This window comes from Telluribacter sp., assembly GCF_035998675.1.
In the GTDB taxonomy this organism is placed as follows: domain Bacteria; phylum Bacteroidota; class Bacteroidia; order Cytophagales; family Spirosomataceae; genus Telluribacter.
In genome coordinates, this window is the sequence record NZ_DASYHI010000020.1 from 175,702 (window position 1) to 191,841 (window position 16,140).

At 47.4% G+C, this 16,140-nt stretch carries 17 protein-coding genes; 8 read left to right on the forward strand and 9 right to left on the reverse strand.

The genetic code is table 11. The features are described from left to right. Nucleotides 1-216 precede the first annotated feature (216 nt). Both VGN67_RS14825 and VGN67_RS14830 read left to right on the forward strand, forming a co-directional pair. Nucleotides 217-2,403 carry a glutamine synthetase III gene (locus VGN67_RS14825; protein WP_327487638.1) on the forward strand — a complete coding sequence of 729 codons (2,187 nt, stop codon included), beginning with the start codon at nucleotides 217-219 and terminating at the stop codon, nucleotides 2,401-2,403. Nucleotides 2,404-2,638: 235 nt separating this feature from the next. Continuing rightward, nucleotides 2,639-3,187: a hypothetical protein gene (locus tag VGN67_RS14830; protein ID WP_327487639.1), complete on the forward strand. Its 549-nt coding sequence runs from the start codon at nucleotides 2,639-2,641 to the stop codon at nucleotides 3,185-3,187. Between the two features lie 93 nt (nucleotides 3,188-3,280). Here VGN67_RS14830 and VGN67_RS14835 read toward each other — a convergent pair whose 3' ends face one another. After that, a complete protein-coding gene (locus VGN67_RS14835) occupies nucleotides 3,281-4,294 on the reverse strand; it encodes a glutamine synthetase beta-grasp domain-containing protein (protein WP_327487640.1) in 1,014 nt (337 codons plus the stop codon). Nucleotides 4,295-4,747: 453 nt separating this feature from the next. Here VGN67_RS14835 and VGN67_RS14840 point away from each other — a divergent pair, with 453 nt between their 5' ends. The 3 genes from VGN67_RS14840 to VGN67_RS14850 all read left to right on the forward strand — a co-directional run bounded on the left by VGN67_RS14840 (nucleotide 4,748) and on the right by VGN67_RS14850 (nucleotide 6,987). After that, the gene (locus VGN67_RS14840) at nucleotides 4,748-5,458 is read left to right on the forward strand and encodes an RsmE family RNA methyltransferase (RefSeq protein WP_327487641.1); all 711 of its coding nucleotides are present in this window, start codon (nucleotides 4,748-4,750) and stop codon (nucleotides 5,456-5,458) included. A gap of 38 nt (nucleotides 5,459-5,496) precedes the next feature. After that, nucleotides 5,497-6,165, forward strand: a complete 669-nt coding sequence (locus VGN67_RS14845) for a DUF4159 domain-containing protein (RefSeq protein ID WP_327487642.1) — start codon at nucleotides 5,497-5,499, stop codon at nucleotides 6,163-6,165. Nucleotides 6,166-6,237: 72 nt separating this feature from the next. Then, nucleotides 6,238-6,987, forward strand: a complete 750-nt coding sequence (locus VGN67_RS14850) for an acyl-CoA desaturase (RefSeq protein ID WP_327487643.1) — start codon at nucleotides 6,238-6,240, stop codon at nucleotides 6,985-6,987. A gap of 251 nt (nucleotides 6,988-7,238) precedes the next feature. On the opposite strand, the gene VGN67_RS14855 is transcribed toward VGN67_RS14850, so the two are convergent. Genes VGN67_RS14855 through VGN67_RS14875 form a run of 5 tightly spaced genes read right to left on the reverse strand, consistent with a single transcriptional unit; the run spans nucleotide 7,239 to nucleotide 12,454 of the window. Then, nucleotides 7,239-8,606: a HAMP domain-containing sensor histidine kinase gene (locus VGN67_RS14855; RefSeq protein ID WP_327487644.1), complete on the reverse strand. Its 1,368-nt coding sequence runs from the start codon at nucleotides 8,604-8,606 to the stop codon at nucleotides 7,239-7,241. A gap of 2 nt (nucleotides 8,607-8,608) precedes the next feature. Then, on the reverse strand, nucleotides 8,609-9,286 hold the full coding sequence (locus VGN67_RS14860; protein ID WP_327487645.1) for a response regulator transcription factor: 678 nt from the start codon (nucleotides 9,284-9,286) through the stop codon (nucleotides 8,609-8,611). Beyond that, the gene (locus VGN67_RS14865) at nucleotides 9,283-9,816 is read right to left on the reverse strand and encodes a 5' nucleotidase, NT5C type (RefSeq protein WP_327487646.1); all 534 of its coding nucleotides are present in this window, start codon (nucleotides 9,814-9,816) and stop codon (nucleotides 9,283-9,285) included. Before VGN67_RS14865 ends, VGN67_RS14860 begins: the two co-directional genes overlap by 4 nt. Further along, complete coding sequence (locus tag VGN67_RS14870; protein WP_327487647.1) at nucleotides 9,816-11,150, reverse strand: dihydrolipoamide acetyltransferase family protein; 1,335 nt, start codon at nucleotides 11,148-11,150, stop codon at nucleotides 9,816-9,818. The genes VGN67_RS14865 and VGN67_RS14870 overlap by 1 nt, the downstream gene beginning before the upstream one ends. Before the next feature lie 20 nt (nucleotides 11,151-11,170). Continuing rightward, the gene (locus VGN67_RS14875; protein ID WP_327487648.1) at nucleotides 11,171-12,454 is read right to left on the reverse strand and encodes a competence/damage-inducible protein A; all 1,284 of its coding nucleotides are present in this window, start codon (nucleotides 12,452-12,454) and stop codon (nucleotides 11,171-11,173) included. A 108-nt stretch (nucleotides 12,455-12,562) separates the two neighbouring features. Between VGN67_RS14875 and VGN67_RS14880 the strand changes: the two genes are divergently transcribed. The 3 genes from VGN67_RS14880 to VGN67_RS14890 are packed head-to-tail and all read left to right on the forward strand — an operon-like array spanning nucleotide 12,563 to nucleotide 14,895. Continuing rightward, nucleotides 12,563-13,297, forward strand: a complete 735-nt coding sequence (locus VGN67_RS14880) for a DUF4197 domain-containing protein (RefSeq protein ID WP_327487649.1) — start codon at nucleotides 12,563-12,565, stop codon at nucleotides 13,295-13,297. A 33-nt stretch (nucleotides 13,298-13,330) separates the two neighbouring features. Continuing rightward, nucleotides 13,331-13,675: a gliding motility protein GldC gene (gldC, locus tag VGN67_RS14885; RefSeq protein WP_327487650.1), complete on the forward strand. Its 345-nt coding sequence runs from the start codon at nucleotides 13,331-13,333 to the stop codon at nucleotides 13,673-13,675. A gap of 20 nt (nucleotides 13,676-13,695) precedes the next feature. Beyond that, nucleotides 13,696-14,895, forward strand: coding sequence for a thioredoxin family protein (locus VGN67_RS14890; protein WP_327487651.1), 1,200 nt, complete (start codon nucleotides 13,696-13,698; stop codon nucleotides 14,893-14,895). Between the two features lie 26 nt (nucleotides 14,896-14,921). Here the strand turns inward: VGN67_RS14890 and VGN67_RS14895 are convergent, their stop codons facing one another. The 3 genes from VGN67_RS14895 to VGN67_RS14905 are packed head-to-tail and all read right to left on the reverse strand — an operon-like array spanning nucleotide 14,922 to nucleotide 16,081. Beyond that, on the reverse strand, nucleotides 14,922-15,488 hold the full coding sequence (locus VGN67_RS14895) for a hypothetical protein (protein WP_327487652.1): 567 nt from the start codon (nucleotides 15,486-15,488) through the stop codon (nucleotides 14,922-14,924). Nucleotides 15,489-15,533: 45 nt separating this feature from the next. Continuing rightward, nucleotides 15,534-15,896: an MmcQ/YjbR family DNA-binding protein gene (locus tag VGN67_RS14900; RefSeq protein ID WP_327487653.1), complete on the reverse strand. Its 363-nt coding sequence runs from the start codon at nucleotides 15,894-15,896 to the stop codon at nucleotides 15,534-15,536. Then, nucleotides 15,893-16,081: a DUF6728 family protein gene (locus VGN67_RS14905; RefSeq protein WP_327487654.1), complete on the reverse strand. Its 189-nt coding sequence runs from the start codon at nucleotides 16,079-16,081 to the stop codon at nucleotides 15,893-15,895. Before VGN67_RS14905 ends, VGN67_RS14900 begins: the two co-directional genes overlap by 4 nt. Nucleotides 16,082-16,140: the final 59 nt, after the last annotated feature.

A 16,140-nucleotide genomic window follows, 5' to 3' on the forward strand; every position in this document is an offset into this window, starting at 1 on the left:
ACCGGGTTAAATGGTGGGAAGCCGGGCTAAGTTCTGACCGGGTCAGCAGAATCGTTTCGGCCTGGAAGCTTGCATTTAAATATTCCTTGATATATTCGTAGCATCTATACGTTATTTTTCAATAATTGCATACTTATAGTGGAAAACCACTATGGTTTTTAGGCCTGATATTTAAAACTTACATTCATTTTTGTCAAAACTTTAATTCATTCTTACATGTCTTTTCGTTCCAAAGCAATTGAAACCTCGCTCGACCGCAGCCCGATACCTTTGTCACCTCCTTCCGAAAAAATCACCGAACTGTACGCGGTGAATACCTTCAGTGAGGACGTTATGCGGGCGCTGCTTTCCCCGGAAGCTTATATTAAAATCTCCAATGCTATCCGTTCCGGCTCCCACATTGACCGGGAAGTAGCGGAGGAAGTAGCTACCGCCATGAAGTCGTGGGCTATTTCCCGGGGGGCTACCCATTATACCCACTGGTTTCAGCCCTTAACCGGTACCACCGCCGAAAAGCATGATTCCTTTTTTGATTTATCGGGAAGTGGCAAAGCCGTGGAGAAGTTTAAAGGAAGCGCCCTGGTTCAGCAAGAGCCCGATGCTTCCTCTTTTCCGAGCGGTGGATTACGGGCAACTTTCGAAGCCCGCGGCTATACCGGCTGGGACCCCAGTTCTCCGGCCTTCCTGATGGACAACGGGGCGGGAGGAAAAACGCTTTGTATCCCTTCGGTATTTATTTCTTATACCGGTGAAGCGCTCGATTATAAAGCTCCTTTACTGCGGGCGTTAAACATGTTGGATAAGGCTGCCACGGCCGTTTGCCAGTACTTTAACCGCGATGTTACCAAGGTAACCGCTACCCTGGGCGCTGAGCAGGAATACTTCCTGGTCGACAAAGCTTTGTACTATGCCCGTCCTGATCTGGTTATGTCGGGCCGGACGGTATTTGGCCACAGCCCGGCGCGGGGACAGCAGTTGGAAGACCATTATTTTGGCTCTATTTCTCCCCGGATTAACGCCTTTATGGTTGATTTTGAGTTTGAAGCGCTCAAATTAGGTATTCCGGTCCGGACCCGCCACAACGAGGTGGCACCGGGGCAGTACGAATGTGCACCTACTTTCGAAGAAATGAACCTGGCCATTGACCACAATGCTCTGCTGATGGACCTAATGCAGAAAGTGGCCGAGAAGCACCATTTCAAAGTACTCTTCCACGAAAAACCGTTCGCGGGAATAAACGGTAGCGGCAAGCACAACAACTGGTCCATGTCAACCGATACGGGGATTAACCTGTTAGCGCCAACTAGCAAACCCAAAGAAAACCTTCGCTTCCTGACCTTCCTGGTCAACGTGGTGAAGGCGGTACACGACAATGCCGATTTGCTGCGGGCTTCAATTGCATCTTCGGGTAACGAGCACCGCCTGGGTGCCAACGAGGCCCCACCGGCTATTGTATCGGTTTTCCTGGGTACTGAGCTGACAAAAATGTTAGAGGAATTGATTAGCCGGGGCGAAATCACCCTGGAAAAAGGAGAGAACTTTTATTACAAACTAGGAATAAACCGCATTCCTAATCTCCTGCGGGATAATACCGACCGGAACCGTACCTCACCATTTGCCTTTACCGGTAATAAATTTGAATACCGGGCCGTAGGTAGCAGCGCCAACAGCGCGTCGGCCATGATTGTCCTGAATACCATTGTGGCGCGCCAGCTGATGGAGTTTAAGCGGGAACTGGATGAGCGCCTGAACACTGGCGAGGAAAAGAAAATTGCCGTGGTGGAAATTCTTAAGAAGTACTATACCGACTCTAAACGCATCCTTTTCGAAGGAAATGGATATTCGCAGGAGTGGGTAGACGAAGCCGAACGCCGCGGACTTTCGAATATTGGAAATTCCTACGATGCTTTGAGAGAATACATCAGCGACAGTGCAGTTGAGGTATTTGAAAGCATGGAGGTACTTACCAAACGGGAGCTGCACGCGCGGTACGAGATTGAGCTGGAAAATTACGTTAAGAAAATCCAGATTGAATCGCGGGTAGTGGGAGATTTGGCGATAAACCATATTGTGTCCACCGCAGTGAAGTACCAGCATAAACTGGCACAAACCGCCCGCTCCCTGACCGACCTGGATATGACCGGGGAGGCTGAACCCATCAAGGAAATAATTATGGAGATTTCCAACCACGTAAAGGTTATTAAGGGGCTGGTGCAGGATATGACGGAAAGCCGAAAGCGAGCCAACGCCATTGAAGATTCGGTTGAAAAGGCCCGGTTGTACGGTTCGGAGGTGAAGTCCTATTTTGAAAAAATCAGGTACCATGTAGATAAGCTGGAACTGGTCATTGACGACGAAGACTGGCCGTTGGTAAAATACCGCGAAATGCTCTTTATCAAATAGTAGTTTTCCCAGAAAGCCCGGCCTTCCCGGGCTTTCTTTATAATTTAGGTGAGCCCTGAAAAAGGTAAAGTACCGATGGCAAGTTAATCGGCTGAAATTTATTATTTTAGAAGAAAGAAACAAATTGCCTTCGGAACGATTTGTAGTAATAGATCAGGTGCCGGTGGGTCCGGACTTGGCTCTTTCTTATACTTTTAGGTATTACTTTTATAACTAAACATCAATTGAAACAACTATGAATCCCGGATTTGATCCAGAAGAAATAGCCCAGCTAAAACGCGAATGCCGAGCAGAAGGAATGAACTTCGTGTACGTTGAAGATGAGTTTGAGGACGAGGAAGAAAACGATGAACACGCCCACATTCAGTTTATAGGTTTTTACCAGGAGCAGGAGGCCATCTATGACGCCTTAATTTACACCCTTCGGCTCCATCATTCCACCCTGGTCTATGATTTGGCATTAAAACGGGTTCAGGAACAAATGCCGGGATATATTCCGCCGGATGAAAGAACAATCAATGATCCTGATGATTCGGACAGGGATGAGGATGCTGAACTTCTCCTGACCGAGTACATTGAAGAAATTGAGGAGAATGAGGAAATAAAGGTAAGTGAGCACGTGGAAGTAGATACCAAGTTTGAATACGGTATCGGCTTAGAAGTAGGGTTGAACCGGCCCTCTATTAACGAAAAAGTAATCAATGATTTCATCGCTCATTTCAACGCCGGACGCCTGCAGCTTGATAAAGCGGTTTACTCCTTTTCCAGTGAGGATGAAGACTAAAAATAAATAAAAAGAGCCCGCTCAAATGGAGCGGGCTCTAAAAAAGAAAGCCTCCGGCAAGTACCGGAGGCTTTTCTGTATTCGTATTCCAAATTACACTTTTGCTGTTTTGACAGTCTTGATAATACGGGCAGCTACCTTATAAGGATCAGCAGCTGAGTTGGGACGGCGGTCTTCCAACCAGCCTTTCCAGCCTTTTTCAACCGTAGCGATAGGGATGCGGATAGAGGCACCGCGGTCAGAAACGCCGTAGCTGAACGTATTAATTGACTGAGTTTCGTGCTTACCAGTCAGACGCATGTGGTTATCAGCGCCATAAACTGCGATATGCTCGGCAATGAAAGGTTCGAAGGCCGAACAGACAGTATCGTAGGTAGCTTTGTTACCAGCCGTTCTCAGGGTGGTGTTGGAGAAGTTAGCGTGCATACCCGAGCCGTTCCAGTCGGTTGCGCCGAGGGGCTTACAGTGCCAATTAATGGCAACACCATATTTCTCACCAATTCTTTCGAGCAGGTACCGCGCCACCCAAATCTGGTCGCCGGCTTCGGCCGCTCCTTTGGCAAAAATCTGGAATTCCCACTGTCCGGCCGCTACTTCGGCGTTGATACCTTCCACGTTCAAACCTGCGTCGAGACAAGCGTCAAGGTGCTCCTCTACAATGTCACGTCCGAAAGCATTCTTGGTACCTACTGAGCAGTAGTAAGGTCCCTGAGGGGCTGGGTAGCCGTTGGCAGGGAAGCCCAGAGGACGGTTGGTTTCGGGATCCCACAGGAAGTACTCCTGCTCGAATCCAAACCAGAAATCGTTGTCATCATCTTCGATCGTAGCCCGACCGTTCGACTCGTGCGGCGTTCCGTCCGCGTTCAAAACTTCGCACATCACCAGGTACCCATTCTTGCGCTGAGGATCAGTACAAATGAAAACAGGCTTTATCAGGCAGTCGGAAGAACCACCCGGAGCTTGCTCAGTAGAGGAACCATCAAACGACCACATGTCGCAGTCTTCCAGTTTTCCACTGAAATTGTTTTCAATCTTGGTTTTGCTGCGAAGACTTTGTGTTGGCTTATATCCATCCAGCCAAATGTACTCAAGTTTAGCTTTTGCCATAACTGTACTAAGAATAGGGGGTGATAGATGACATTTAATAACTACATGCCAAAAATAGGGGATATAGTTAATTTTATAAAATTTTATTGAACAAAAATTTCAAAATACTTACATAAAGTTGTGCATGTTGTAATATTCTGGGTTTTTTATGTGATATTTTATTAAAATGAGCAAGTTTAATATTGAAGTGGTTGGAAGTAAAAATTCGGTGATAACTTAAAAAGTAGTGTTATTATAATATAGGTTCGGGTATAAAATGGTAATAATTACAAAAAATGGTGTAAATGTGTAAATCTATAATTTTGGTATGTTTACCAAAGAATTTTCTAAATAGGTAGTATCATTGAATCCTGGCCCTGCTTTTGTACTTTGTACAGAAACCAGGCTGGAATAAACCTGAGGAAGTGGAACCCTTGAACCAACACATTGAAATCAGCTTATCCTTTAAGAAGTATGCATCTCTTTTATCAGCCTTCAGCCAGTCAGCAAACTTTAGAAGGAGAAGAAGCCCGGCATTGTGCCAAAGTTCTGCGCCTGGGGGTGGGGGACCTGATATGGGTAACCGACGGAAAGGGAAAACTTTTCAAAGCCAGCCTCACGCAGGTAAAAGAAAAGGAAGTGAAGTACCTCATTTTGGAAAGCATAGAAGTACCCGCCCGTTCCAACCGGATCAGTATGGCCATTGGTCCAACCCGTAAAGCAGAGCGAAATGAATGGATGGTGGAGAAAATGACAGAACTGGGGGTAGACGAAATTCAGTTTCTGTTTACGGAGCATATCCACCACGAGAGTATTCGCAGGGTACTTAACCCTGAGCGTCTGGAGCGCATTGCCCTGTCGGCCATGAAGCAGTCACAGCAGGTTGTAAAGCCGTTCATTAGCCTGCATAGGGATTTTAAGGAGTTCCTGGCCGGCTGTAAACAGAATAATAAGTTTATCGCATACGTTACGGATACGGACGTTCCCGAGCATTTGGTAAAACAGGTACAGAAAGGGGAAGATACCCTGGTACTCATTGGGCCGGAGGGGGATTTTTCGCCGCAGGAAATTGAGCTGGCCCTGAGTCTGGGCTTTAAGCCGGTTTCTCTGGGTACCACCCGATTACGAACCGAAACCGCGGCAGTAATGGCCTGCCATGCAGTACACCTGGCCCAACTTATTTAAGTTTTGAACAATTGTATTATAAGTATAGTAATAGTAGTATGAGAAAGAATATAAAATGGTTTTGTCTGAGTTTGGTTTTACTGGTACTTGGAAATGTGAGTTACGGACAATCTTCGTACAAATTAGCTAAGCTTAAGTACGGCGGGGGAGGAGACTGGTATGCCAACAAAACTGCGTTGCCCAACCTGATTCGTTTTTGTAATACGCAGCTTAAAATGAATATTTTTCCCGAGGAGGATATTGTGGAGGTAGGTAGTCCTGATCTGTATTCGTACCCCTTTGTGTACCTGACCGGCCACGGTAACGTAGTATTTACGGATGGGGAAGCCCGAAACCTTAGGAACTACCTAATGGCCGGCGGCTTCCTGCATATTGATGATAATTACGGTATGGATAAGTTTATCCGGCGGGAAATGAAAAAGGTATTTCCGGAGCTTTCCTTCGTCGAACTACCTTACAGCCACCCGATTTATAATCAGAAGTTCAAATTTCCGAACGGGCTGCCCAAAGTCCATGAACACGATAGTAATCCGCCCCAGGGGTTTGGACTGATTTATCAGGGTCGGCTGGTTTGCTTTTACAGCTACGAAAGTGACCTGGGGAACGGATGGGAAGACCAGAGCGTTTATAATAACCCGGAAGAGATTAGGCAGCAGGCACTTCGTATGGGCGCCAACTTACTTGACTACGCCACCACGGCATTTTAAGTATAAAGTTGTTTAATGCCGCTTTACCATTAAATTTGTAGGATTATAGTAAGAATTAAAACCTCGTTATTCATGTACGCAGTTATTGCCGCTTTTGTGGGACACTGGTATCTCTCGCTGTTCTGCCAAACCTTTTTTCTTCACCGCTACTCTGCCCATAAAATGTTCAGAATGAACAAGTTCTGGGAAAGATTTTTTTACCTGTTGACTTATATTTCCCAGGGTTCTTCTTATTTAAGTCCCAGGGCTTACGCCATCCTGCACCGCATGCATCACGCGTTTAGTGATACAGAAAGGGATCCCCACTCTCCCCACCATACCAAGAATGTCTTTACCATGATGTGGGAAACCAAAGATATTTATAACGCGGTACTCAACCGCAAGCGGGCCATTGAGTCGCAGTTTGAGCGGAATTACCCCGAGTGGAACCTGATTGAAAAGCTTGGTGATTCGTGGGCTTCCCGGGCCGGTTGGGGAATCCTTTACATTACATTTTATGTACTGGCTTACCTTTACCTGGATATGCACTGGGCGTTTTTCTTTTTACTGCCGGTTCATTTCCTGATGGGACCCATCCACGGAGCTATTGTCAACTGGAGCGGCCACAAGTACGGCTATCAGAATTTTGATAATAATGATAAATCCAAAAACTCCCTGATCATTGATTTCCTTATGATGGGTGAGCTCTTTCAGAATAACCACCACAAGCGTCCCAATTCGCTGAATTTCGGTTCCAAGTGGTTTGAGTTTGATCCTACCTATCCGGTCATCAAAATGTTGGATAAAATGAAGATCATCGAAGTTCGTAAAAAAGAGAAGTAGTATACTAAACAGCAAATAGAGCGGGCGGACCAGTTGGTCCGCCCGCTCTATTTGCTATAGGGTACCCTACAAAAACTTTGGCAGGTATGTGTACATACCTGCCAAGTTTGCTTATTAACACCACAAAAAATGAAATACAAATTGGGAATCCTTTTATGGGAACTCTCCCAAAGGAAGAATTCTCTGTATTGGAACAATACAAATAAATCATAGACTTATTAGAATGGAGTTAAAATGGCGTTAGAATTTCCTTAAAGTCGCAAAAATTTTAGCTGGAAGATAGTACCACTTGGTTCGTTGGATTTAATAGTGATGGTACCATTGTGCAATTTCATGATGCGATCGACCAGAGAAAGACCTATCCCGTACCCTTTTACACTTGCCGTGTTGTCGCCCCGGTAAAAAGGCTGGAAAACCAGGTTCTGGTCCTGCTCCGGAATTCCCTTGCCGGAGTCGGAGAAACTAAGCTCAATGGCCTCCTCGGTAGCGGCTAAAGAAATGGATACGCTGTTGTCGTCGGAAAATTTACAGGCGTTGTCAATCAGGTTCAGGAAGGCGGTTTTCAGCAGGGTAGGATTGCCCGTCACTTCCAGCCAGGTATCGTCTTCGGGTAGTTCGTCCAGGTTAAGCTGGATTCGGTACTGACTGTTCGACTGGCTAATACTGGTTCGGGCATCCCACAGTAACTCATCTACGCGCACGGTTTCGGTCAGGATATCCCGGCGGTCCTCACTCACTTTGGCCAGTTCAAGCAGCGTATTGGAGAGTTGTGAAAGCTGCTGTATATCTTCCAGTACCGAATGGATGGTATTTTGGTATTCATCAACTGAGCGTTCCTTGAGTAAGCTTACTTCCAGTTGAGAGCTGATTTTGGTCAGTGGGTTTTTTAGCTCGTGGGACACATTGGCCACAAAGGTTTTCTGCATCCGGAAGGCCGTTTCAATGCGGTCCAATAGTTTGTTAAAGGTAATGGTAAGCCGCCCGATTTCATCGTTTTGATTGGGCGTGTCCAACCGGGTATTGAGCTTTTGGGGAAGGATACCTTCCACATCGTTCATAACCCGGGAAATTGGTAATAGGGCCCGTTGAGCGAAAAGCCAGCCGGCAAAGGCAACAATGGCCGTCACAAAAATAAAAATCACCGCCAGCATGGTCCGGAGATTGTCAAGATTTGCTTTACCATACAAATCCAGGGCACCGAGTAATACCACGGCCTTGTTGAAGGGGTACTTGTAGTAAATACCAACTACTTTATATTCGCCGTCGGTATACCTGATTTGTTCAGCACGACGGATTTCATCCAGCCAGAAGTTTGATACATGAATAGAAAGCGAGTCAGTATTGGCATAAATCAGCCGGTTTTTTTCGTCAAAAATCAGAATGTTTTCATTATAAATCAGGTCCCGATTTGACTTGTCAAATACCTTTAATAATTCGGTATCTACCTGACGGACTTTTAAGAGGAGTTCTGCCGTTGAAACAGCCTTGGAGCGAAGGCGATCGTAAAAATCTTCGTTGGTATTAACAAACGTAAAATAATAAATAGCCAGGAAAGCCACCAGCAAGATAGCACTTACCAAAAGGGAAAACTGGACAGTCAGGCGCGTGCGAATCTGCATCTCTATTCATTTTTAAGCACATAGCCCATGCCAAACTGGGTGTGAATAAGCTTCGTTGGGAAATCGCGGTCAATTTTCTTCCGAAGGTAGTTGACGTACACCTCAATAATATTAGTACCTGAATCAAAATCAATTTCCCAAACCTGTTCCGCGATTTCAGCCTTGGAAACAACCCGTCCCTGGTTACGAATCAGGTACACCAGCAGGTTAAATTCCCGGGCGGTAAGCTCGATCTTAACGCCGGAGCGGTGTACAGTTTTGGCGTCCAGATTCACTTCCAGGTCAGCGAAGCCAAGGAGTTGAGCGGTTTGGGAAATGTTTCCGCCGCGCTTGGTCAGCGCGCGTACCCGGGCCATCAGTTCCTTAAATTCAAAAGGCTTGACCAGGTAGTCATCGGCCCCGGCGTCAAAGCCGGTCACTTTATCGTCGGTAGTACCCAGGGCGGTAAGCATCAGAATGGGCGTTTGGTTGCCCATTTTCCGAAGCTCCCGACAAAGTTCTACTCCATTCATACCCGGAATAATAATATCACTTATAATAAGTTGATAGGCGTTGCGGCGGGCTATCTGTAAGCCGATCAGGCCGTCGTACGCCACGTCAACCTCAAACCCGTTCTCTTCCAGCCCCTGTTTCAGCGACTGCAGGGTTTTGGGTTCGTCTTCTATGAGTAATAATTTCATACGTGTGGCAAAAACAATTCGGAGATTTCTTTCCAGTTATTTACCCGCCTGAATCCCCCCGCTTTTCGATTATGGGGGGCCGAGAACAGGATTCCCTCTCCCCGGAAGGACGCCAGGATTTTGGGCTGGTCGTCCACTAAAAAGTCCGATACCAGGATGCTTTTATCGCCGCAGAACACCAGGTTTGACCAGGGAACAAAGTTGAAATGCCGTCGCAACCAGTCGTACTTTTCGCGGAATGAGTTCGGGAATTCCATGGCACCGGTGGCAATGTAAACGTCATAGTACCTGGACAGGCGTTGCATGGTATCCACGGCACCTTCCCGGACGGCCAAATCCGCAAAAAAACCAGGCTGGTTGATCATCCGGTACAGTCGGTTTTGCTGCTTGGGATGCAGTAGTTCCTTCAGGGAGCGGTGGTAAAAATCTTCTTTACTGTGTAACGTATCAAACTCATTCAGGACGATATCCACGAGCTTTCGGTGGGTATCAGCCAGGATATCGTCCATACCAAAAGTAATACGTAGCATTACAGAATGGGTCGTTTCAAATCAAACTGTTCCAGGTAGTCAGAAACCCTTTTCACAAACCTGCCACCCAGTGCTCCGTCGACTACCCGGTGGTCGTAGGAGTGGGAAATAAACATTTTGTGCCGGATTCCCAGCAAATCGCCCTGGGGAGTTTCAATGACGGCTGGTTTTTTATCAATACTACCAAAGGCCATTATGGCTACCTGCGGCTGCACTATAATAGGGGTACCCATAATATTACCGAACGAACCAATGTTGGATATGGTATAGGTACCGCCCGCCAGGTCGTTGGCTGTCAGTTTGTTTTCGCGCGCCCGCTGGGCCAGGTCATTTACTTTTTTGGCCAAACCCACCAGATTATACTGGTCGGCCTGATGAATAACGGGTACTATCAGGTTTCCATCGGGAAGGGCAACGGCCATCCCGATATTAATGTCGCGTTTAACCAAAATGGTATCTCCTTCCACGGAAACGTTGATGAGGGGGAAGTCTTTAATGGCTTTTACGACTGCCTCCACCAGCAACGGCGTATAGGTTATGGATTCTCCGGTTTGTTTTCTGAAATCGCTCTTAACGTTGTTCCGCCAGAAGACAATGTTGGTCATATCGGTTTCGACGAACGAGGTAACGTGGGCCGATACCTGCAAAGATTCCAACATTCGGGAAGCTATCATCTTCCGCATCCGGTTCATTTCAATGATATCATCCTTTCCATTGGCTGACCGGGGTACCGCCGTAGGTTCAGAAGGACTGGCTGTGGCCTCACTGGCGGTTTTGGTGCGGGATTTAATAAAGGAAATCAGGTCTTTTTTGGTAACCCTATTTTCGGCTCCGGTCCCGCTTATGGTAGCTAGTTCTTCCAGGCTTACGCCTTCTTCCCGGGCTATGCTCAGTACCAGGGGCGAATAAAACCCATTGTTGGTTTCGCCATCTTCTTTTCCGGTTGCCGGCTGGACGGTAGTACTTCCTGACTGTACCGCCACCAGCATTTTTTCTTCCAGTTGCTGAGCTATCTTTTCTTCCTCAACCTGGGTATCCGTTTCCACCGGAGCTTCCGCGGCAGGCGTTGGTTTCGCAGGTTCCTTGCCGTTTCCCTGTACCTCAATGCGGGCCACCGCTCTACCAATGGGTACTACCTCGCCTTCTTTAACCAGCCACTCTATCAAAACGCCGGAGTGGGGGGCAGGTACTTCGGTGTCTACTTTATCCGTTGCTACTTCCAGAACTGAATCATCGGCTTCTACGGTGTCGCCGGGTTGCTTGAGCCAGTTCAACACCGTGCATTCCATGATACTTTCGCCCATTGGGGGCATAACCATTTCAATTATTTTCATTTTCAATCTAATTTGAATCGTTATTGTTGATGAACTATCTGAGGTTTCTCATCAATCTTGACCAGCTGTTCGCGTAGTAAATTCAGCGCGTAGGTGGCCGTAAGCTGGATGTTGTGGAGGCGGTTGCCTCCTAATTTTAAAAGCCGGGTGACCGTTTGGGTAGGGGTAGCGCAGGCAATCCATACGGTTCCAACCGGTTTTTCTTCGCTCCCTCCGTCCGGACCGGCAATACCACTGGTGGAAATACTATAGGTAGTACCCAACAGCACACGCACCCGCTCAGCCATTTCTTTTACAGTCTGCTCACTTACCGCCCCCTGTTGCTGGAGTACTTCTTCCGGTACGCCTAAGGTACGGGTTTTAACCGCATTGTCATAGCTAACGACCGAGCCCAGGAAATAACGAGAGGAGCCGGCAATACTGGTCAGACGGTGGGCCACATACCCTCCGGTACAACTTTCGGCCGTACCAAGCGTGGCGCCCTGGGCTACCAGTTCTCTGCCAACTACTTCTTCCAGAGTATCGTTGTCAAATCCAAAAACATATTTATTTATAAGTGGCATCACCCGCTCCACCTCGTAGGCGAGTTCATTGGTTAAAGTGTCCCGGTTGGAACCCGTTGCGGTCAGGCGCAGCCGGACCTGGCCCAGGTGGGGCAGGTAAGCCAGCCTGATGTGGTCGGGAAGGGAGTCTTCCCAGGCTTCAATGTGCTCGGCCAGGAAGGATTCCCCGATTCCTACGGTATGAATGATCCGGTGGAGGATCACGGGCGGATTATAGTAGGTCCTGAGCCGGGGCAGAATAACGTTTTCCATCAGGCTTTTCATTTCAAAAGGTACCCCCGGCATGGATATGAATACGGTACCTTCCTGCTCAAACCACATGGCGGGAGCGGTACCCCAGCGATTTTCGAGGTAGGTACAATTGGTCGGAAGCGCGGCCTGCTGTCGGTTGAGTTCGGTCATAGCCCGGCCCCGCTTCGCAAAGAAACCAGTGATGAGTTCCAGCGCCTGCTCATTGATAACTAATTCTGTACTAAAAAAGCGACAAAGCGTCTGCTTGGTTATATCGTCTTTGGTGGGCCCCAGCCCGCCGGTTATCAGGACCAGGTCAGCGCGCTGGGATGCTTCCTGCAGTGCACTCAGAATATCTTCGGCGTTGTCGCCAACGGAAGTTTTGCGAATGGGCCTGATTCCGATGGAAGTCAGTTCCGCACCAATCCATTGGGTATTGGTATCGGAAATCTGACCGAACAGGATCTCATCGCCAATGGTTATAATTTCAGCCCTTATGGCAGGACGCATACCAGGATAGTTTTGTGTGTAAATGCCTTAATTTTTCAAAAATACGCAATTTTTATTGTTAATATTTACGTTTGAGTAGTAGTAAACACAACTAAAACCTAAACACAAATGAAATTCAAAGCGCTATTTTTTGCCTCTCTTTTTCTTTCTGCGGGCTGTTCCAGTCAGGCTCAGTTCAATAAAACCAAGCTGGGCAAGGTACTGGAAAAAGTGAATAATCAGGCCGGAGGATTGTCTGAATCAGAAATTGCGAATGGTCTGAAAGAGGCCCTGCGGGTAGGGATTAACAACGGATCAGCTGAGGCATCAAAAACCGATGGGTACTTTAAAAACCAGTACATCAAGATTCTTTTTCCACCGGATGCCCAACGGGTTGAACAGCGCCTGCGGCAACTTGGATTGGGCAACGAAGTAGACCGGTTTATTCTTTCGCTGAACCGGGCGGCCGAAGATGCAGCTAAAAAATCCAAGCCTATCTTTTTGAATGCTATTACCTCCATGACCATCAATGATGCGGTAGGAATTCTTCGCGGAGCGGATACGTCCGCAACCGGGTACTTACGCAGAACGACCAATGAGCAGCTTTATGATTCATTTTATCCGGTGGTAGATAGTACCCTTAACCTTAACGAGGCTACCCGCTACTACGCGGACCTGGTTAATACCTACAACAAGCTTCCGCTGGTCCAGAAAGTAAATCCCGACCTTAAGCAGTACGCCACCCAAAAAGCGATTGACGGTTTATTTGTCCTGATTGCCGAGGAGGAAAAGAAAATTCGGAAAGACCCCGCCGCCCGCGTGTCTGATATTTTACGCCGGGTTTTTGGGCAGGCCGGGCAGTAGTATGTACTTTTGTAAAAAAACTACCTGTTACTAATGAAAAAATCAGACATTCATTTCTCCGTTGAACTTGATAATCAGAATATTCCTGAGAAAATTTTCTGGGAAGCCACCGATAATCCCAACGAAGGAATTAACGATACTCGTGCCATTGCTATAGCCGTTTGGGACCACTACCACCGGGGTACCCTCAAGATTGACCTCTGGACCAAAGACATGGAGGTGTTTGACATGAAGCGTTTTTATATCGAAATTATGAGTGGAATTGCCGATACCCTGCTCACGGCTACGAACGATAAGAAAATGGCTGACTCCATCGAAGGTTTGTGCCAAAACTTGAGCAAAAATCTGGAAGAAGAGATGAAAGCTGCCCAACAATAACAAAGCTAAAAGATATAACAATGTTAAAAAAGTGGTCTATCTGCCTGCTTCTGGGATTAAGTACTGTTCTTGGCGCTCAAAGTCAGGGCATTCAGTTTGCGGAAAATAATCTTCGGAATACGTTTAATCAGGCCCGGGTCCAGAATAAACCGGTGTTTGTGGAGGTGTATTCTAATTCCTGTCACGTATGTCAGAGCTTTATTCCCATTTTCAACCAGAAGCAGGTAGGAGACTTCTACAATCAGAATTTCATTAATTATAAAATAGAGGTTAATTCTCCGGATTTCCAGCAGTTTATTCTGGGCCGGAAAATATTCGTGCCGTCGCTGCCGCTGTTGATGTACTTTGACGGCAACCAAACGCTTCAGCACCTGGCTATTATCCAACCCAGTGCCGAAAATGTAATCCAGCAAGGGAAGCAGGCGCTCAATCCGGCCCAGCGGTCGGCTTCCATGCGGCAGCGGTTTGCCGCCGGGGAGCGGGCCAATCAATTCCTGATTGATTTTGGCATGTATAGTCGGGTGGTGTCGGATACGGCCATGAACCTCAAAGCCATGGATGCCTACGCGCGCCAGCAACCCGCCAACGCCTACTTGAGTGAAACTAATTTCCTGGTACTTCAGCGGTTGATTATGGATGTGGACAATCCCCTGGCTACCTATTTTATCAACCACCTACCCGAGTACTCCAAAAAGCACGATCCCAAGTTAGTGACCGGTACGGCTGAAAACATCATTATGTACTCCCTGTTCAGTAGCCGGGGCAATAAGTACAGTAGTACCAAGGTCATACAAATGCGGGAGAATCTTCTGAAAGCCGGGATTGCCCCCCAAATGGCCCGAAACCGCGTGCTGCTGCCCCTGCTGAATGCGTACCTCCGGGAAAAGAAACCCGCTCAGGCCGTTGAAGTGGTCAATACCCACAGCAAGCAGGTATCTCTAAAAGCGCCTGACTACCTATACCTGATCAGGTACTTCAACGAAAAAAGTCCGGACGCGAGTTATGTACCATCCGCCCAAACCTGGTTTAGCAATGGACTCAAAACCGTAGCTAGCCCCACCAGCAAAGAAGCCGCGGACCTGTACTACCAGATGGCGGTAGCCTTTAAAAGAGCCGGTAAAAAAGCCGAAGCCACCGATAACGCCAAACGCTCAGTAGCGATTGCAAAGGCCGCCAAGGTTGACAGTAGCCAGGCGGAGGCGTTGCTCGGAAGTATTTAATCTGGTAGGTGTTGGAAAAGAAAAGCTTATTCAGAGGCATCTGTGAGGGCAAAGGCCTTTCCGTAAAAAGGCGGCTGCGACAGCAAATAGCGGGCTTCCTCGTCGCCCAGTTCCACGGCCCGGTGCAGGTCCCGTGCCGACTGCTGGTACTGGTGCATTCGCAGGCGGCACAAGCCCCGGAAACGGACGGCGTCAGCATTGGCATTGTGAAAAAACCAAACCGCTTTATCAAACTCCCGAAAAGCGCAGTCGTATTCCCTTAGGGCCAGGTGGGCTTTTCCTTTATCCAGGTAGCAACCAGGCAGGGTATTGTCGTAGCTAAGCGCCTGCGTCAGATCATAAATGGCCGAGTAGTAATTCTCATCGTGCAGGTTGCATTTACCCCGATAAGCGTAGGCTACCGCCGACTTTGGGTTTTGTTTTACCTGCTGATCAAAGTACCTGAATGCAGCTTCGCACTGTCCCTGAGTATAAAGTTGTATACCCTCCTGAAACTTAATAAAATCCTTCTCGGCCGGTGTGTCATGGTCGGTCAGGTGGTACTTGATAACCAGGTAAGGAATAAAAAGCAGAACCAGTAGTGAAATTTCCATTTCGGTATGTTGATTTGGACTCGACTGATAATTCCAGGGGTGACACTATACGGGTGGTTGGTCCAGCGTTTGTTTCGTTTTGGCGGGTAAAGAAGCCACTACCAGGGAGTAGGAGTCAACGATCCACGAACGAAGTACTTTATCAGGTACCGAACCATCCACCACGATAGTATTCCAATGTTTCTTGTTCATGTGATAACCAGGCAAAACGCTGGGGTATTGCTCCCGTAACTCTTCGGCTTTTTCCGGTTCACACTTTACATTAAAACGAAACGTATCGCTGTTTAGGGAGGTCAATAGAAAAATTTTCCCCATAACCTTGTACACCAGGGTTTCCTCTCCGAAAGGAAATTCTTCGGTAACCCCCGGAAGTGCTATGCAAAGGTCACGGAGATTTTCAATATTCATCGCATAATGGCTCTTACAACCATGACTACCACACAAAACAGGAACATGATGATGGAAATACGGTTAATGCCGTGCATCATTTTCAGGTTAAAGGAGGTTGGTGCGCTGGGATCAGGCTTTCTGAAAACCCGGAAAAAGTACCGGAATACATCGCCTAATTGGAAATAATTCTTTACACTACTCATAGTTAGGACTTTGATTTTTTTGTAGAAAAAGCTACTTCAGAAGCAGCCGAACATAGTAC

Coding starts and splice junctions, on each gene's coding strand:
- VGN67_RS14825 (WP_327487638.1), top strand. CDS start 217: ATGTCTTTTCGTTCCAAAGCAATTGAAACCTCGCTCGACCGCAGCCCG.
- VGN67_RS14845 (WP_327487642.1), top strand. CDS start 5,497: ATGAGAAAGAATATAAAATGGTTTTGTCTGAGTTTGGTTTTACTGGTA.
- VGN67_RS14865 (WP_327487646.1), bottom strand. CDS start 9,816: ATGCTACGTATTACTTTTGGTATGGACGATATCCTGGCTGATACCCAC.
- VGN67_RS14870 (WP_327487647.1), bottom strand. CDS start 11,150: ATGAAAATAATTGAAATGGTTATGCCCCCAATGGGCGAAAGTATCATG.
- VGN67_RS14860 (WP_327487645.1), bottom strand. CDS start 9,286: ATGAAATTATTACTCATAGAAGACGAACCCAAAACCCTGCAGTCGCTG.
- VGN67_RS14840 (WP_327487641.1), top strand. CDS start 4,748: ATGCATCTCTTTTATCAGCCTTCAGCCAGTCAGCAAACTTTAGAAGGA.
- VGN67_RS14905 (WP_327487654.1), bottom strand. CDS start 16,081: ATGAGTAGTGTAAAGAATTATTTCCAATTAGGCGATGTATTCCGGTAC.
- VGN67_RS14880 (WP_327487649.1), top strand. CDS start 12,563: ATGAAATTCAAAGCGCTATTTTTTGCCTCTCTTTTTCTTTCTGCGGGC.
- VGN67_RS14830 (WP_327487639.1), top strand. CDS start 2,639: ATGAATCCCGGATTTGATCCAGAAGAAATAGCCCAGCTAAAACGCGAA.
- VGN67_RS14875 (WP_327487648.1), bottom strand. CDS start 12,454: ATGCGTCCTGCCATAAGGGCTGAAATTATAACCATTGGCGATGAGATC.
- VGN67_RS14895 (WP_327487652.1), bottom strand. CDS start 15,488: ATGGAAATTTCACTACTGGTTCTGCTTTTTATTCCTTACCTGGTTATC.
- VGN67_RS14855 (WP_327487644.1), bottom strand. CDS start 8,606: ATGCAGATTCGCACGCGCCTGACTGTCCAGTTTTCCCTTTTGGTAAGT.
- VGN67_RS14900 (WP_327487653.1), bottom strand. CDS start 15,896: ATGAATATTGAAAATCTCCGTGACCTTTGCATAGCACTTCCGGGGGTT.
- VGN67_RS14850 (WP_327487643.1), top strand. CDS start 6,238: ATGTACGCAGTTATTGCCGCTTTTGTGGGACACTGGTATCTCTCGCTG.
- VGN67_RS14890 (WP_327487651.1), top strand. CDS start 13,696: ATGTTAAAAAAGTGGTCTATCTGCCTGCTTCTGGGATTAAGTACTGTT.
- VGN67_RS14835 (WP_327487640.1), bottom strand. CDS start 4,294: ATGGCAAAAGCTAAACTTGAGTACATTTGGCTGGATGGATATAAGCCA.
- gldC (WP_327487650.1), top strand. CDS start 13,331: ATGAAAAAATCAGACATTCATTTCTCCGTTGAACTTGATAATCAGAAT.